The sequence below is a fragment of the Tumebacillus sp. BK434 genome, assembly GCF_004340785.1.
In the GTDB taxonomy this organism is placed as follows: domain Bacteria; phylum Bacillota; class Bacilli; order Tumebacillales; family Tumebacillaceae; genus Tumebacillus_A.
Genome location: NZ_SLXS01000001.1, coordinates 122,634 through 137,807, shown reverse-complemented (window position 1 = coordinate 137,807; position 15,174 = coordinate 122,634). Strand labels below are relative to the sequence as shown.

Here is a 15,174-nt window from a genome sequence, read left to right as displayed (position 1 = left end):
GGTTGCAAGGATTGTCTGTGAAGGGGGAATTGGAGGAAATAAAAAGCGGGCCTGTCAAGGCCCGCAGGAGGTCGCTTTATTCGATCAGCTCGCTCGGATAGCCGAGCTTGGCCAGCTGCGCCTGCACGAGCGGCAGGCCGGCATCGGCGATCAGAAAATGGGTCGGGGTCAGCACCAGCCGCACATGGGGCTTCAGCTCGGGCAGGCTCTGCAAATCGGCGGCGGTCGTCTCATCGCCGCATTCGACGACGATGGCGCGGTACAGCTTGACGCGGCCGAACTCGGCTGCCCACTGCTCGATCATCCGCTCGACGTTGCCCGGCAGCAGCCCGTCCGACTCTTCGCGCAGGAAGTCGAGCACCGTCTCACAGGTCCAGCCGAAATCGAAGGCGCGGAGCACGCTTTTTTTGGTCAGGCGGTGCACGCGCATCGTATCGACGCGGATCAGTTCGGTCAGCTCCTCCAGCTCCCAAGCGATGCGCTCAAACGATTCCAGCGGCACCAGCAGGTCAAAATTGGGCTGGATGATCAGCGGCATCGTCCGCTCGGTCAGCAGCTCGGCCGGCTCCTCTTCGATCTCCACCGCTTCGTCGAGCAGAAATTCGCGCCCGAAAGCGGTCAGCTTGATCACCGCCGTCCCGTCGGCAAGCTGCCCGTGGGCGAGCAGGCCCTGATGGACGAGCATCTGATAGATGCGCTGCTCCATCACCAGCTCCGCCTGCTCATAATAGTAATTCCCGACGTACGGGGTGAGCAGTTCGTTCATCGACGCGGCGTGCACCCAGTCCCCTTTCGCCGTCTGGGCCAGCGTGGCGATGCACAGCTTCAATTGCGGGATCGGCCGGCGGTAGAGCAGCCGCCAATAGCGGAACAGGTCGGCGGCGCGCGCTTTCTCCGGCTGCAGAAGCCATTCTGCGGCTGCCGGGGTGGCGAGCAGTTCTCCCTCCCCCGTCTCTTCGATCAGCCCGCTGCTGAAGCAGTAGTCGTAGATCAGGGCGAAACGGTCCGGATAATCATGAAAGCGGCGTCCGTAGCCGAAGCGCCAGGCGACTTTGCCGAGCGGCTCCTCTTTGATTTCAAACAGGGCGAGGATCTGCTGCTGAACGCGCTTCAGGATCGTGCCGTCCTTGGTGATGCGGATGTCGTTTTTGCTCACGAAGTTCAGGAACAAGGCCAGGTCGCGCTGCAGGGCCATGTTTTCATCGCGATAGACGATCGGCGCACTTTCAGCGATGCGGACGCGCCGCTTGAGGCTGTCGGCCAGATGGTCGCGCATCGTGCGGCGCAGATCGTCCGGGATGTAGTAGATCTGGCGTCCGCCTTTCGAGTTCAGGCAATACAGCCAGCCGTCGCCAAGCATCCGCTGCATCTGTTTCTGCCCGTCCTCCGGGCTGCCTTCGCCGGTGCGCCGCACCATCGCCAGCACGTCTTCGCGGGAAAAGGTCTCGCGCCGGTCGAGCATCAGCTGGGAGACCGCTTCTTTGTAGGCGTCCTCTTGGAGCTTGGCATAGGCGCATTCGATAAATTTGCGATTGTTGAAGTGGGACAGGATCTCCTGCATCAGCGCGTTTTTCGAACTGAGCGAGCAGTCGAACGCATAGCTTTCGGCGATCTTGCGCAGCGTATCGACGCTGGACGAGTTTAAACATTCACTGAGCCTCATGGGGCGCTGCCTCCGATCTCTTCAGCGTTTAGCACGCGGTACGTGTAGCCTTGCTCGGTCAAAAACAGCTGGCGATGGTTGGCCAGTTCGCGGTCGACCGTGTCGCGGGTGACGACCGTGTAAAACGCGGACGTGCTGCCGTCTTGGTTCGGGCGCAAGAGGCGGCCGATGCGCTGCGCTTCCTCCTGACGGGAGCCAAACGCACCGGAGATCTGGATCGCCACATTGGCGTCCGGCAGGTCGATCGCGACGTTGGCGACTTTCGAGACGATCAGCACCGAGACCGCGCCGTCCCGAAATTGCCGGAACAGCCGCTCGCGCTCCGCCAGTTTCGTCTTGCCGGTCAGCACGGGCGCTCCGAAGCGCGCCCCCGCTTCCTCCAACTGCTCCAGGTACTGTCCGATGATCAGCACCCGGTCCTGTTGATGCTTGGCGAGCAAGGTGCGGATCACCTCGTACTTCTGCGGGTTTAGCGATGCGATGCGGTATTTTTGGCGCTTTGCGGCTGCGGTGTAGCGGATGCGCCAGTCGCGGGGCAGCGGCACATTGATCTCATAGCACTCGGTCGGCGCGAGATAGCCGCCCTGCTCCATCACCTTCCACGGCACCTCGTATTTTTTCGGGCCGATCATCGCGAATACGTCATGCTCCGCCCCGTCTTCGCGGACGAGCGTCGCGGTCAGCCCGAGCCGGCGCGTGCTCTGCACATCGGCGGTCAGGCGGAAGATCGGGGCGGGCAGCAGGTGCACTTCATCATAGACGATCAGGCCCCAGCGCACGCTGTTCAGCCGTTCGAAGTGTGGATAACTGCTGCCGCTGCGGTAGGTCAGCATCTGGTAGGTGGTGACGGTGACCGCCCGGATGTGCTTGTGCTCAGACGTGTATTCGCCGATGTCGTCTGCGGTCAGGTCGGTCTTGTCGAGCAGCTCGGCGATCCACTGGCGGGCGGCGAGGATGTTCGGTGTCAGGATCAGCGTGTGCGTCTGCATCCGCGCGATTGCGGCGATCCCGACCACCGTCTTCCCGGCTCCGCAGGGCAACACGACCACACCGCTGCCGCCGTCCACGCCGCCCGCTGCAAACCGCTCCACCGCTTCCTGCTGGTAGGGGCGGAGCAGGAAGGCGCGGCCGCTTTGCGTTCTGGTGCGCAGTGTCAGCGGCAGCGGATCGCCGTCCACGTAGCCGACGCGGTCGCGGACTGGATAGCCGTGCTTGGCAAGCAGGCGCTTGACCGCGCCGCGCGCGTGTTCTTTGATCTGCAGGACGGTGCGCTTGCGCCCGCTCAGGTGCGCTTTGAGCTCCGGCAGGCGGCGGATCTCGTCGAGCAGATCGCGCTCGCCTTCGAGCAGATGGCAGCCGTCGCCTAGCACCAGGGTCAGCGAGCCGTATTTGTTCATTTCGGTCAGCACCATCTGCTGCAGGTTCAAGGGCAAGGGATAGCGGCTCTGTTCGTGCAGGACGCGCAGCACCGTCTCCGGTGTCTGACCCATCGCCGCCGCATGCCACAGCGAGATCGTGCTGATCCGGTATGTATGAAAATGCTCAGGGCTTTTGAATAGCTCAGCAAAGCCTAACAACCGATCGCGCACCGCTTCGAAGTCCGGATGGGCCGTCTCCACCAGCAGCGTGCCGTCCGATTGGACGATCAAAGGTTTCGGGAGCGATTTTGAAGAGGACACACCTGTCATCTCCTTCCATTCTCTCCGCTATTTTTCCCGTTTTGGGCATAAAAAAAACCCCGCGATCCTGACCGATGCGGAGTCTCAATAGATGTTCGAGTTGTAAGAAGTAAGCCGTTACAACTTGTATTGTAACACGAAATGCCCCCGTGCAGTGCAGGTAGTTCTTGGTCCGGGGGAAGAGTGGCAATTTTCATATTTCTGTACGCAAATTCTCTATACAGGATGTGCTTTCTATCATATAATTTTGCGTAGGGTTAAGAACTTGTACGGGGAGTGAAAATATGAATGGTTCAATACCGCCTCGATGTTGAAGCCAATCGGATCTATGCCAATGCCTTGCGGGCAGACGAAATTCTCTCAACCCACGCTGACAAATGTCTGGAGCGGCTGCTGCCGCTGACCAGACCGGGCTTTACCGTCCTGATCGACCTGTCCGAGCTTAATCCTGAACATGTGAGCACGCTGACAGACAAGCATCTCCTCCTGCTCGACTACGGCGTGAAGCGCTGCGCCTATCTTTCGTCCGACTACGGCACGCTGAGCCAGTTGATGAAAGAGTTGCGCAAACGGGCCGCCCACCCGGAGGAGCGGGGGTACTTTACCAGACCAGAAGACGCCATGGAATATTTGACCGAAGAAAAAGTGGAGTACGCACATTAGCGGACTCCACTTTTTGTTGCGTCGGCTCAGAAGAACATCCGCTTGATTCGCTCCGCGAATCCAAGGATGTCGCCTTCGCCTTCATTTGCTTTGTACCATTTGCGGATCGTCTCCAAGAGCCAGGACGGGACGGTCAGGCCCGGCTTGTAAAGGTCGAGGTAGTAGTCGTAGTAAGCCTTTTTCAAGGTCTCCCAGCGCTTGCACGTACCTGCTTTGCCGTATTCGGACACGTCGACCAGATAGCCGCGGCCGTTGTGAACGAGCACATTTTTGACATGGATGTCGGACGGATTCAGGCCGCGGCTCTGCGCATATCTGATCGCTTCGTCCACGTCTTGGATCACCTGCTCCGGGATGCGGATCCCCTGCAGCAGACAGTCATAAAGATTGGTGCCCGGCTTGTATTCGATGACGAGAAAGTTGTCTCCTCTTTCAAAAAAGCGCGGGAAATAAGGCGAATCCCCAAGCTGTTCGTAGATGGCCGCTTCCCGAGAAGCGATGTGGGCGTGCGAGTCGGCATACACTTTGACCACCTTCTGCGGATGGTCTTTGGGCTGAAACACGGCGGCCGTGTTGCCGACGCCGATGCAGCGCCAGTTGTCCGGATGTTCCCGCACCTCGACCGGATCGCGCGGTTTGACGGAGCGCACGCGCACCTGTCCCACATCTTGCTGCACGTCTTCGATCAATGAGGACTCCCCCTTCCCTGATTACTTGCGCCGCAGGATGCAAGGAACGCCAAAGCCGATGCTGCCGGGCTTTGACATCTTCTCCATATAGGCGGCCCCGCGGACGCAGACCGAGGGGCATTTCAGACACGTGTCGACAGTGACGATCGGCATCTGCTGCTGCCGCTGCGCAGCGTCGACGAGCGTTTTCTTTTTGGCTCCTGCTTTTTTCCCTGCCATGGCGATTCCTCCAGTTGCATATCTCTCGCAAATCTGGAATATCGTATGCAGGCGGATGACTATGCGTTCAACAGCTCAAGCAGCTGTTTGGAAAATCCTGAGGAAAGCTGGGTGAACAGCGTGGACGATCCCCGCTCGACCATACCGCTGCGGTTGTACATGCGCAGTTTGGTCGCCACAATCTTATAAGAGGCGGCTCCGAAGTGGTGCGCCACCTTCGTGTCGCCGATCTTCTCCTGATGAATACCCGCCTCATCTTCTTCACGGGAGATGACGCCGAGAATGTCATCGAGATAGATGTGATAGGAGACGTCTTCGCGCAGCAGAATCATCTCTTTGGTCGTCAACCGGAATCCGACGCCGCGTCTGATCTCCGTCCGTTTGAGTTCACCGTCCATCGTCTTGACATGAATAAACTGCTTCATCGGCTTCTCTCCTTTCCAGTGTAGTGAAAAACGTGTATTTGTTGAGTGTATGTTTAGCATATAGCTTTCCATGACAAAAAGGAAGGAGCCGATGCTGGCATCGACTCCTTATTATTACAAAATACGACCGATCTTCTCCCCCATGCGCACACGAGCTTCCGGATAGAGGTCTTCCTTCAGCTCGACCCGGCCCGGCTCAAAGAGCAGGATGATCGTCGAGCCGAATTCGAAGCGGGCGACTTCTTCGCCTTTGCCGTAGGACGGACCGTCCGGCAGATCGCGGTGTTCGAGACGCCCGCCTTTGATGTTCGTGCCGGAAACTTCGTCATACTCGACTTTGACCGACCCGACGATCGTCGCACCGACTTTGACCAGAGCGACTTCGCCTGCCGCCGTGTCGAAATAGGTGATCAGGCGCTCGTTTTTCGCAAACAGCCCCTGCACGGCGCGCACCCCAAACGGGTTGACCGGGAACAAGGTGCCCGGCACGTACGTCGACGCGGTGACGTGTCCGGCGAGCGGCATGTGAATGCGGTGGTAGTCGGTCGGCGACAGGTAGACGGTCAAGAACGTGCCGCCGTGGTAGCGCTTCGCCCGCTCGGCATCACCGCCGAGCAGTTCGGCTGCCGTAAACAGCACGCCTTTGGCCTGAACGAGGTGGCCGTCTTCGATGCGGCCGAGCTGCGCAACTTTGCCATCGACCGGCGAGACGACGCTGTCGGCCGCCGGGTCGACCGGGCGCGCCTCCGGCTTCAGGCGGCGGATGAAGAACTCGACCAGGCTCGGGTAGTGCTCCCACGCCCGCTCCGCCTCCTGCAGGTTGACCTGGAACTTCTTGATGTACATCGGGATAAACAGTCTGGAAAAGCTGCTGCCGGCAAAACGGCCCGCAAGGCGAGACACCGTATTTTTCGGAAGCAGATTCATCAGGAACAACTGCAAACGGTCTGACATTCAAATCCCCCAACATGAAATAGTATGAAAAAGTTCATTGTTTCTATATTACTCATCTTGGCGGGGATTAGTCAAAGAACTTGTCCGGAATGCTCAGAAGCTCATCGTGCCTTGCAGAATCGGCACCGCCGTGCCGCCGACGCGCACGGTGCGCGGCGAGTTCGGCTCACCGTCCACTTCGACCGTGAGAAAGCTCGGGCGGCCGATCTCAAAGCCCTGCTCGACCGTCAGGCGCAGCTGCTCACCCTGCGGCACCAGCACGCCGTGGCGCAGCAAAAACGCGCCGAGCGCGCCGTTCGCCGTGCCGGTCGCCGGATCTTCCGGGATGCCGACCGCCGGCGAAAAATCGCGGGTGTGCAGGTGCGACGATTCGTGGACGGTGTCAAACGAATAGCAGTGCGTCGAAGTGACGCCAAGCCCGCGGTTGTGCACGGCGATCCGGGCGGTCTCCGGATTCATCCGCTCGAACGCTTCCCGGGTCTTGATCGGAATGAACAGATCCCAGACCCCGGTATAGGCCAGCCCGATCGGCAGGTCGCGGTCGATGTCCGCCTCTTCCAGACCGATCAGTTGCGCCGCTTCCCGGCGGGACAGGTCGCACGCCCGGAACTGCGGAGCGGCCTGCGTCATCAGCGCCTGGATCATCCCGTCGCTGTTCTGGGTCAGCATCACCGGCAGGAGGCCGACGTTGGTCTCCTGAACGACGGTGATCGGCAGGTCGGCGCCAAAGCGCTGTTCCATGCCGAGCGCGACGAAGATCGAGATCGTGGCGTGTCCGCAGAGGTCGATCTCCTCGGTCGGCGTGAAAAAGCGCACGCGCAAGTCGGCGCCCGGTGTGCTGGACGGGCAGGCGAACGCCGTCTCCGAGCAGTTCATCTCGCGGGCGATCTTCTGCATCTGCTCGGCGGTCAAGCCGGCGGCATCGGGCACGACGCCGGCCGGATTGCCGCCGAACGGAATGTGGGTAAAAGCGTCCATCTGATAGATGCGTACCTGTGTGGTCATCGTAAGTCCCTCCCTGAGTGGCTTGCGTCTTTCCCTGTATGTTCGCCTTCCCCGCCCGCTTCCCCTGCAAAGCAAAACACCCCGTCAGGTGACGGAGTGTTCGGCAAGAAATTCACAGTATTGGAGCAGCCGGAGCAGCGATTTGGCGCGGATGTACGGTTCGTCAAACTTCATCGGCTTGGCGTTCGCTTCGAAGAAATACAAGGTGCCGTCGGCGGTGACCCCGATGTCCATCGACATCTCGCCGATCTGCCCTTCGCTGTGGCACTGCCGCTCGATGGCGGCGGCGATCAGAAGCGCCATGTCTTTCACTTTCTCCTCCAGCGCTGCGGCGCGCGATTTGCCAAAGGCGCTCTGCAGCGCCACGCCCGCTTTTTCGATCCGCCCGCCGTTAGGAACGTGGGTGGTGATCCCGTCGCTGTCGGCGATCCGCGCCCCCATGCCGGTGACGCGCCAATGCCCGTGGCGGTTCTTCTGCAGGAGCAGGCGCAGGTCGAACTGCCGCCCGTCATACGTGGCGAGGGAGATGCCTTGCTGGAGCAGGTAGGGGCGGTTGTTCACCGCTTTGGCGGCGAGAGCAGCCGCTTCCTGACGCGTGGAGACCTGCGTGCGCGTGCGCTGGCCTTTTTTTTGCACGGTGACGGCATAGCCTTTTCCTTCGGCGCGGATCTGGATGATGCCGTCCCCCGCTTTGCCGTCGGCAGGCTTCACGTAGACCAGCTTGTGGCGGCGCAGCATCCGCCCGATCTGCTCTTCCTGACGCAAGGCCTCGGTGTAAGGCAGGTAGCGCGACGTTTCCTGTTCGCCTTGCAGCCAGTCGTGGATCTCCGCCTTGTCGAAAAAGCGATTGTTGAACAGCGGGATCTGCTGCTCGGCCAGCCACTTTTTCACGCGGAGCACTTCCGGCCGGCGTTCCGCCTCCCGGTCGGGGACGCGGTTGTAGACGACGTTTGGCAAGGGCAGCACAGCCCGCTTCCACGGCGTTGCGCCTTTCCCGGTATAGACGAAGCACTCCATCCGTTCGCGGGAGCGCAGCCCTTCCGGCGTGCAGACGACCACAGTCTGACCTAAGCGCTTCCCCGCTTTGATGATGTCTTTAAAATTCGCTTTGTTGCCGCGAAATCCGCCGGTGCTGCTGCGCACCACCGTCAGAATCGCAATAATCGGGCCGAGCACAATGCCGTGGCGGGTCTTCTGGGCGCGGACCGGCACGAGGATGTCGCCGGATGAGCGGGCCTGCTGCCAGCTCGGTTCGACGGGCAGGATCAGCGGCGGGCAGTTTTTGCCCATCCGCACGCGCAGCGAACGGTGATAGGGCAGCCGCACTTCGCGGCGTGCCGTTTCGGAGATCGAGAGGTACCACGGGCTTTTGCCCCCGTCAGTGCGGACTCCGATGTGGATGATGTCTTTGCGGTTCATCCGCTCTCCCTCCTTTGGCAAGTCCTTGGGTCAGCGGAAATTTGACGAGGTGCGCAGCGTACTCCAGCACCAGCCGGGCCGACTTCTTCCCCGCCGCGACCAGTTCGGGATGGCGGAAGATGGCGCGTCCAGGCTTGGCGTTCGTCTCGAACACCCAGACATGACCGTCCTGATCGAGCCCGACATCGAGGCCGAATTCGCCGCTCTCGCCTTTGAGCAGCCCTTGGATCACGTCGGCCACGCGGATCGACACATCGATCATCCGCTCGCGCATCTGTCCCGCGCGCTCGCCGTACCAGGCGCGCAGCGCCCGGTCGCCGTCGACCACCTTGCCGCCGTTGTGCACATGCGTGGTGACCGAGTCGGCTCCTGCCACCTTGCCACCGATGCCGGCCGCTTCCCACTCGCCGCGGCCGTTTTTGTGCAGGTGTACGCGGAAGTCTGTTTTGCGGCCCTGGTATTCCATCAGCCGGATGCCTTGCTGCATCAGATAGGTGCTTTTCGGATGCGCGCGCCGTTTGACAAATTGATACAAGGCGTCGGCGGTCAGAAAACGGGTCGTGGCATGCTGCCGCTCCCGCTTGTAGCGGACGAGATAGCCCTGCTTTTCACGCTCGACCTGATAGATGCCCATGCCAAGGCTCCCTCCGGTCGGCTTCAGATAGACCAACTTGTGCGTCTGAATAAACCGCTGCAAGGCGTCTGGCGAGCGCATGCGGTCGGTGGCGGGGATGTACGCTACGGAGCGCGGGTCCCGGGCCAGCCAGCGGTACATCTCATTTTTGTTCAGGAAGCGCTCGTTAAACAGCGGCACGCCCATCCCTCCGAAGCGCTCTTTGCATTTCTTGACGTCGGGCAGCGTCTCCGCCCGGCGGTGCGGCACGCGGTTGTAGACCACTTCCGGCAGCGGAAAGCGGGCGAACGTCCACGACTCGCGCCCCGGCGGGCCGGACAGCGTCACGCCGCGCACAGTGCCGTCAGCAAAATTGACATCGGAAGCGTTAAACACGTAGCACAGCACGTTCAATTCGCGGGAAGCGCGGACGAAATCGCTGAGCAGCGACGTGCGCCCGCCGATCGGCTTCTTGAGGTCGCGCCGGACGCCGGTGGTCATGATGCCGATGACCGGGCCGATGCGGAACCCTTCCGCTTTCGAATAGACGATCTGTCCGGACAGCCCCTGTATCTGGAACGTGAGCCTGCCGTCCGGCCAGCGCAGGCTCGTGGTCTGCTCATCTTTGGCGCTTTGCTTCACGCTTACAGTCCCTTGCAGCCTGCCGCAGACGAGCGGCACGCTCGCGCCATCACGCAAACCCCATTCTGCGAGTTGCTTGCGGGGCGCGGTGAGGATGAGGGAAGTTCCGGGTTGGTTCACTCATACCCCTCCCCTTGGCTCATGATTTCATATTGTATGAAGCGCAGGACTGCCGGGTTACAAACAACAAAGCCAGGCACCCGTCTCTCTCGGTTACCTGGCCGATTGACTGCCGCTTCGTCCGCGGCGCGCGCCGACGACGGGCCGCTCTGCGACCGGCCGCTGCAAGCCCCATGTCTGCCTGAGGTCGGCCGCTTCGTTCCAAGCGATCCCTTGACGCACCATCTCCGGGATCACCGCGAGCGAACTTCTGTACTGCCTGTAAGTCGAGGTCGCTTCGATGCTTCTCCAGATGCGTTCGAAGTGCGGCCGGAGCTCCTGCTTGTAAGCGCGGTAGAACAGGCGCTGCATGCCCGGCCGGATGAACAGATCGGCATCGAGCTCCCGGTAGTGCGTCACGACCAGATAGGCAAGATGCACGACCGCTTCGGAGATCTCCGGCGTGACCAGCCATGAGCCTGGCGTGCGGTATTCGAAGCCGCCATGGTCTTTGAAGCGCACATCACCCAAAAAGCCGTACTTCGGCCGGCGTTTCACCGCCGTCTGCCCCGCTTCGATCATCATCACCGGGAAGCCGACATAGTTGTCGAGCGCCTTGACCAGCCGGGATGAAAAATTCACATCGGAAAAATGCACGTGGCCGCCGATCGGAAAGCGCGGAAACGGCATGCTCCCCGCCACCCATTGCACATTTCTCCCCATGATCAGGCTCGCCGCTTCCTGCATGGTGCGGCGGACGTTCGCCATCAACTCCACCGGCGACCGGGCGGGAGCGGGGCGAATCTCGGCGAGCGGAAAACGCTCCCCGTCCAGATTCAAGCTGCGGTCGTCACACCCGACCGGCCCGCTGCGCGGAAGGTACTTCGAAGCGAGCACCATCTTGCCGCGCGGCGAACGGAGCATAAACTCCAGATCGGTGCCGATCAGAAAAGGATGCGGATTTTTACCGTGCTGTTCATAGAGCCGCTCTTCCGCCCGGTCACGCGTGATGAACGCCTGTAAGGCGTCTTCAAAAAGTTCGAGCATGCGGACGTTCAGCTTCGGGGAAGCGGTGACATCCAGGCAGATCGTGCGGTCGGCCGAGGTGATCCCGATCGACACCATGCCAAAGTCGAGGCCGAGCGCATGCAAGGCGCGCAGCGACAAGCGCACGGCGCGCTCCGCATACACGTCTTCGTCCTGCGGCACTTCCCGAAATTTCTCCTGCGCCTGAGAGATGCTGCTCTCCAGCCACAGCGTTTTGCTGTCCGCGCGAAAGAGAGCGAGCGGCTGCAGATCGAAGATCGGCACCCGGTAGTGGCGGACGATCTTGACCCGCTTGCCGGAGTCGAGCAACACGTCCCGCGCGAGGTCTGGGCGTTTCTCCGAACCTGCCGCGGACGGCGCATAGACGCCATTTTGCTTCAGGATTCGGAGCATCCGCGTGCGGTGGATCGAGTTTTCGATCGCTTGCCGGGGGTTGAGCGTCCAGGCGGCGACGTGGTCGTCCCCTGTCAGCGTCCCCCAGCGAATCATCACATCCTGACTGGCCACCGGGTTTACAGTTTCCACGCCTATGCACTCTTGTACGCGCCTAAGCAATCGTTTTGCGGAGGTCTGCCCAGAATGCAACAGCACGTAACCCATAGCCATGTCTCCTTTCCGAATTAGTCTTGGATCATGTTATCTAAGGTCTGATTCGCAGAGGTATTTCGCAAATTGAACCGGGCGTACGAACGCGAGCAAGGCGAGGTCGCGCCATTCCCCTTCCTCGATGTTCGGCTTTTTCCAAGGTTTGGCGTTCACTTCGATCACCCAGATGTTCCCGTTTTCATCCAGCCCGAGATCCAGACCCAGCTCGCCGACCGTGCCGCCGTTCTGCTGCTCGATCACCTGCGGTACCGCGGAGGAGATGTCTTTCAGCTGCTTCATGATGCGCCTGACTTTCGTGTCATCGTACATCTCGTGGAGCAGCTGTTTGACGGCGAGCGCATCGCCGCCGGTCGAGAGGTTGGACGTGATCTGGCCCTGCTGCGCGATGCGGCAGAACATCTTGGTGCGGTTCCAGACGCCCGCACCGTCTTTTTGCAACAGGATGCGGATGTCGAACGGGCGGCCTTGCCAGCTTTTCAACCGCAAAGTGCGCTGGATCAGATAAGGACCTTTTTTCAGGCGTTTCTCGAACTTTTTCAAAAACACGGAGACGGAACCGGCGTACTGTTGACGCAGGCTGCCGTCCTTTGTCTTGATCTGGTAAAACATCCGGCCATCAGGGCGTCGCCGGGCCCGGATGATGCCGATCCCAAGCGATCCGTGCACCGGTTTCACATACACGTCAGGATGCTGGTACAGAAACGGGGCCGCCTGCGCCACGCTTTCAAAGCAGATCGCGTCCGGCACGTGCTCCAGCATGCGCCGGTCGCTCTGCAGCCACTGGTGAACCTGCCATTTGTTAAAATAGCCGGGGTTGAAAAACCGCTTGCCGAGCAGGCTTTTCAAGCGTTCCCGCGCCTCGGCCACATCGGGCCGGTTGCTGTAGGCGCGTGAGATGATCTGATCATAGACCACATCGGGCAGCGGAAGTTTGCGCCAGGCCCAGCCCGCTTTGCCTTCCAAGTGGTAGCCGGTCACCGTCGCCTCTGCCCAGTCGATGTCGGCTGCCGAAAACACATACGCGTACAGGTTCTCCCCGGCCGCCGCGTTGAGCAGATTTTTAAACACCTGCTTCTGCTGGCCGGTCGGCTGGCCGTGCTCCGTCTTCACATTGGCGAGAATCCCGAGCAGCCAGCCGAAGCGCAGCCCGGCTCCCGTCTTGTGCAGCGTGAGTTTGCCCCCCGTCGGCAGGTGCAGCTCGCGGAGGAGATCGGCGCTTACATACGCGGTGTCTGCCGCCCCTTTTTCTGACGGGCGCAATTGGATACGGGCTTGTTTGGCACCAAAAAACAGCTGCAGATCGCCCGGCTGGAGCGACAATTCTTTGAGATAGCCGCGCGGCAAGGCCAGCACACCACTGTGCGCGAGAGAAGAGGGCGCGATACGAATCGCTTTCGAACTCGCCATCACCCGTCCCTCCTCTCGTCGTGGATAGTCAGAAACCTGTTGTGTACTTAGCATATTCAAGATTGCGCAAGAGTGACAACGCACGTACCCCCGGCGAGGTCTGTTTTAGCATCTGCCTGCCCGGGCGCGGGTTGACTTCGATCAGATAGATCCTGCCTTCCGCCGTCACGCCAAAATCGATCCCGAGCTCACCGATGCGCCCGGCCTTCGCTTCCAGCACGCGACAGATGCTGTGCGCCGCCTCATCGAGCGAGTCCAACAGTTTGCTGCGCACCGCAGCGTCGGCAAAGCCGTTGCTCTGGAGCAGATCATCGGCGAGCACGGCACGGCCGCCGGTGTGCAGGTTGGTCGTGATCGAGCCCGAGCCGCCGACGCGGGCGATGCGGGCGGTAACGTGCCAAACGTTCGCCCCGTCCTTTTGCATCAGCCAGCGAAAATCGACCGGCCGCACACCGCGGTCGGCGAGCAGGTCGATCCCCTGCTGAGCGAGATAGGCGCGCCCGGCACAGAAACGCTGTTGCAAAAAACGCTGCCAGGTGCTGCCCGGACGCTGCAGGCGGCGGTGCAGCGTGCGCCCGTTTTGCATGTACTGGATGCGGACGCCCTGCCCCTGCCCCGGCAAGCTCAGGCGATAGATGCGTTTGCCCTGCGTGCCGTAGCTCGGCTTGAGATAGACGATGCGATGGCGCTCCAGCAGGTCGTCAACATCGCGCGGGGTGCGGACGAGGATCGTCTCCGGCAAGAAGCGGCGGGTGGCCTCATTTTGCTCCAGCGTGAGGTGAACCTCCCATTTGTGCCCGGTGGCATTGCTGAAGTTGCCATAGGGCACCTGCTTGGCGATCTGCAGGAGGTCGCGGCGGATGAGGTCGCGCCACTGCGGCGGCTGGCCCATGATCTTCGGCATGACGAGATCGGGCAAAGGGCGCTTGGTGCGCACCCAATGCTTCTCGCGGGGTTTGTAGACGTAGCAGCTCACGATGCCGTCCCCCCAGTTGATCTCGCCGGGGACGAAGACGAACACGCTGACGCCGGCCTGCTCGGCGAGCGGCATCATGTCTTGGAACAGCGCGGTCAATTCGCCAAACGGCTTGCCGGGCGTCTTCGCAGGCAGCGCGTACAGCCCGACGAACGGGCCGAAACGCAGCTCGCCGTTCACCGCTTTCACCGAGATCTTGCCGAGCGGCAGACACAGCTCGCTGCGCAGCGCTTGAGTCATCTGCACCTCCGCTTCGTCCGTATAGACCACGTGCGCAGCCGCTTTGCGATTGCCCGCGCGCAGTGTCACTTGGTCCTGTCGGTTCGACGCGAGATGCGGCCCCCAATCGCCGGGCAAGGTGACGACGAGCTCGCTGCTGCCGGGCCAGTTTTGAATCTCGCAGATGCCTTTCATACGATGGCTCCTTTCTTGTGAAAGAAAAAAGGCTGAGGGCAGCCCTCAGCCTTTAATCTTCAAAATCATCGTCGTCTTCGAAGACCTCATCTTCGATGTCTTCGTCGTCTTTGAAGTGCGGTTGGTCAACGGTGAGCACCCACACTTTGGTTTCGCCGACGATTTCGGTGGCCAGCTCTTTTTCCACGCGGACCAAAATCTCATGGCCGCTGTCTACAACCGTTGCGTCGAGGCAGTTCGGCTGCTGCAGCACTTTTACGGAGACTTTGATGTTGTCGCGGGAGCAATGCGGGTCCAGCTCGCGCAGCGGAATCGTTTCGGTATAGGTAACGGTGTCTTTCGCAACCGCCGTCTCCGAGTTGCCATGGTACGAATACCAGACGTTCACGTCAAAACGGCCGTGTACTTCCACCACGTCGCCGACCAGTTCCGCTTCGTACGAGTGGTTCATCACCCAGCAGCCCCCGATGGTCGTCGGGCGGTTCGCCGGCCGGATCGTGTACGTGGTCTGCGAGTACTTGCTGCCACTGCCGCAGACTGCGTTGGTGATGATCTCCCGGGCGCGGTAATCTTTGTCTGTGCGTGCCATCTAGCTACCTCCTCTTTCAGTTCAGGTGCTGCAGGCCATTCTATGCGGGACGTCTGCCGCCTGTG

14 protein-coding genes are annotated in these 15,174 nt (G+C 60.9%); 1 reads left to right on the top strand and 13 read right to left on the bottom strand.

Features of this window, described 5'->3' with window-relative positions; all coding sequences use genetic code 11:
- Window positions 1–76 precede the first annotated feature (76 nt).
- Window positions 77–1,663 carry a helicase-associated domain-containing protein gene (locus EV586_RS00730; protein ID WP_132943176.1) on the bottom strand — a complete coding sequence of 529 codons (1,587 nt, stop codon included), beginning with the start codon at window positions 1,661–1,663 and terminating at the stop codon, window positions 77–79.
- Window positions 1,660–3,342: a DNA repair helicase XPB gene (locus EV586_RS00725; RefSeq protein ID WP_481937741.1), complete on the bottom strand. Its 1,683-nt coding sequence runs from the start codon at window positions 3,340–3,342 to the stop codon at window positions 1,660–1,662. The genes EV586_RS00730 and EV586_RS00725 overlap by 4 nt, the downstream gene beginning before the upstream one ends.
- Window positions 3,343–3,630: 288 nt before the next feature.
- On the opposite strand from EV586_RS00725, the gene EV586_RS00720 reads away from it, so the two are divergent.
- Complete coding sequence (locus tag EV586_RS00720) at window positions 3,631–4,005, top strand: hypothetical protein (protein WP_132943174.1); 375 nt, start codon at window positions 3,631–3,633, stop codon at window positions 4,003–4,005.
- Window positions 4,006–4,031: 26 nt separating this feature from the next.
- Here EV586_RS00720 and EV586_RS00715 read toward each other — a convergent pair whose 3' ends face one another.
- The 11 genes from EV586_RS00715 to cotE form a co-directional block, all read right to left on the bottom strand.
- A complete protein-coding gene (locus EV586_RS00715) occupies window positions 4,032–4,694 on the bottom strand; it encodes a serine/threonine protein kinase (RefSeq protein ID WP_132943173.1) in 663 nt (220 codons plus the stop codon).
- 21 nt (window positions 4,695–4,715) lie between these two features.
- The gene (locus EV586_RS00710) at window positions 4,716–4,913 is read right to left on the bottom strand and encodes a hypothetical protein (RefSeq protein ID WP_132943172.1); all 198 of its coding nucleotides are present in this window, start codon (window positions 4,911–4,913) and stop codon (window positions 4,716–4,718) included.
- A 59-nt stretch (window positions 4,914–4,972) separates the two neighbouring features.
- Window positions 4,973–5,338: a hypothetical protein gene (locus EV586_RS00705; RefSeq protein WP_132943171.1), complete on the bottom strand. Its 366-nt coding sequence runs from the start codon at window positions 5,336–5,338 to the stop codon at window positions 4,973–4,975.
- Window positions 5,339–5,452: 114 nt separating this feature from the next.
- Entirely contained in the window at window positions 5,453–6,292 is an 840-nt protein-coding gene (gene asd, locus EV586_RS00700) for an archaetidylserine decarboxylase (protein WP_132943170.1), read from the bottom strand.
- Window positions 6,293–6,385: 93 nt separating this feature from the next.
- Window positions 6,386–7,297 carry a PhzF family phenazine biosynthesis protein gene (locus tag EV586_RS00695; RefSeq protein WP_132943169.1) on the bottom strand — a complete coding sequence of 304 codons (912 nt, stop codon included), beginning with the start codon at window positions 7,295–7,297 and terminating at the stop codon, window positions 6,386–6,388.
- 84 nt (window positions 7,298–7,381) lie between these two features.
- Complete coding sequence (locus EV586_RS00690; protein WP_132943168.1) at window positions 7,382–8,716, bottom strand: YheC/YheD family endospore coat-associated protein; 1,335 nt, start codon at window positions 8,714–8,716, stop codon at window positions 7,382–7,384.
- Window positions 8,676–10,091 carry a YheC/YheD family endospore coat-associated protein gene (locus EV586_RS00685; protein WP_132943167.1) on the bottom strand — a complete coding sequence of 472 codons (1,416 nt, stop codon included), beginning with the start codon at window positions 10,089–10,091 and terminating at the stop codon, window positions 8,676–8,678. Before EV586_RS00685 ends, EV586_RS00690 begins: the two co-directional genes overlap by 41 nt.
- A 93-nt stretch (window positions 10,092–10,184) precedes the next feature.
- Window positions 10,185–11,642, bottom strand: a complete 1,458-nt coding sequence (locus tag EV586_RS00680) for a putative amidoligase domain-containing protein (protein ID WP_165898134.1) — start codon at window positions 11,640–11,642, stop codon at window positions 10,185–10,187.
- A gap of 111 nt (window positions 11,643–11,753) precedes the next feature.
- Entirely contained in the window at window positions 11,754–13,130 is a 1,377-nt protein-coding gene (locus EV586_RS00675; protein WP_165898133.1) for a YheC/YheD family endospore coat-associated protein, read from the bottom strand.
- Window positions 13,131–13,158: 28 nt separating this feature from the next.
- Window positions 13,159–14,520 carry a YheC/YheD family endospore coat-associated protein gene (locus EV586_RS00670; protein WP_132943164.1) on the bottom strand — a complete coding sequence of 454 codons (1,362 nt, stop codon included), beginning with the start codon at window positions 14,518–14,520 and terminating at the stop codon, window positions 13,159–13,161.
- Window positions 14,521–14,572: 52 nt separating this feature from the next.
- Window positions 14,573–15,109: an outer spore coat protein CotE gene (gene cotE, locus EV586_RS00665; RefSeq protein ID WP_132943163.1), complete on the bottom strand. Its 537-nt coding sequence runs from the start codon at window positions 15,107–15,109 to the stop codon at window positions 14,573–14,575.
- Between the last annotated feature and the right edge of the window lie 65 nt (window positions 15,110–15,174).

Bases quoted from the DNA above. Each gene is read 5' to 3' on its own strand.
- EV586_RS00730 (WP_132943176.1), bottom strand. From the start codon at position 1,663: ATGAGGCTCAGTGAATGTTTAAACTCGTCCAGCGTCGATACGCTGCGC.
- EV586_RS00720 (WP_132943174.1), top strand. From the start codon at position 3,631: ATGGTTCAATACCGCCTCGATGTTGAAGCCAATCGGATCTATGCCAAT.
- EV586_RS00710 (WP_132943172.1), bottom strand. From the start codon at position 4,913: ATGGCAGGGAAAAAAGCAGGAGCCAAAAAGAAAACGCTCGTCGACGCT.
- EV586_RS00705 (WP_132943171.1), bottom strand. From the start codon at position 5,338: ATGAAGCAGTTTATTCATGTCAAGACGATGGACGGTGAACTCAAACGG.
- asd (WP_132943170.1), bottom strand. From the start codon at position 6,292: ATGTCAGACCGTTTGCAGTTGTTCCTGATGAATCTGCTTCCGAAAAAT.
- EV586_RS00695 (WP_132943169.1), bottom strand. From the start codon at position 7,297: ATGACCACACAGGTACGCATCTATCAGATGGACGCTTTTACCCACATT.
- EV586_RS00690 (WP_132943168.1), bottom strand. From the start codon at position 8,716: ATGAACCGCAAAGACATCATCCACATCGGAGTCCGCACTGACGGGGGC.
- EV586_RS00675 (WP_165898133.1), bottom strand. From the start codon at position 13,130: ATGGCGAGTTCGAAAGCGATTCGTATCGCGCCCTCTTCTCTCGCGCAC.
- EV586_RS00670 (WP_132943164.1), bottom strand. From the start codon at position 14,520: ATGAAAGGCATCTGCGAGATTCAAAACTGGCCCGGCAGCAGCGAGCTC.
- cotE (WP_132943163.1), bottom strand. From the start codon at position 15,109: ATGGCACGCACAGACAAAGATTACCGCGCCCGGGAGATCATCACCAAC.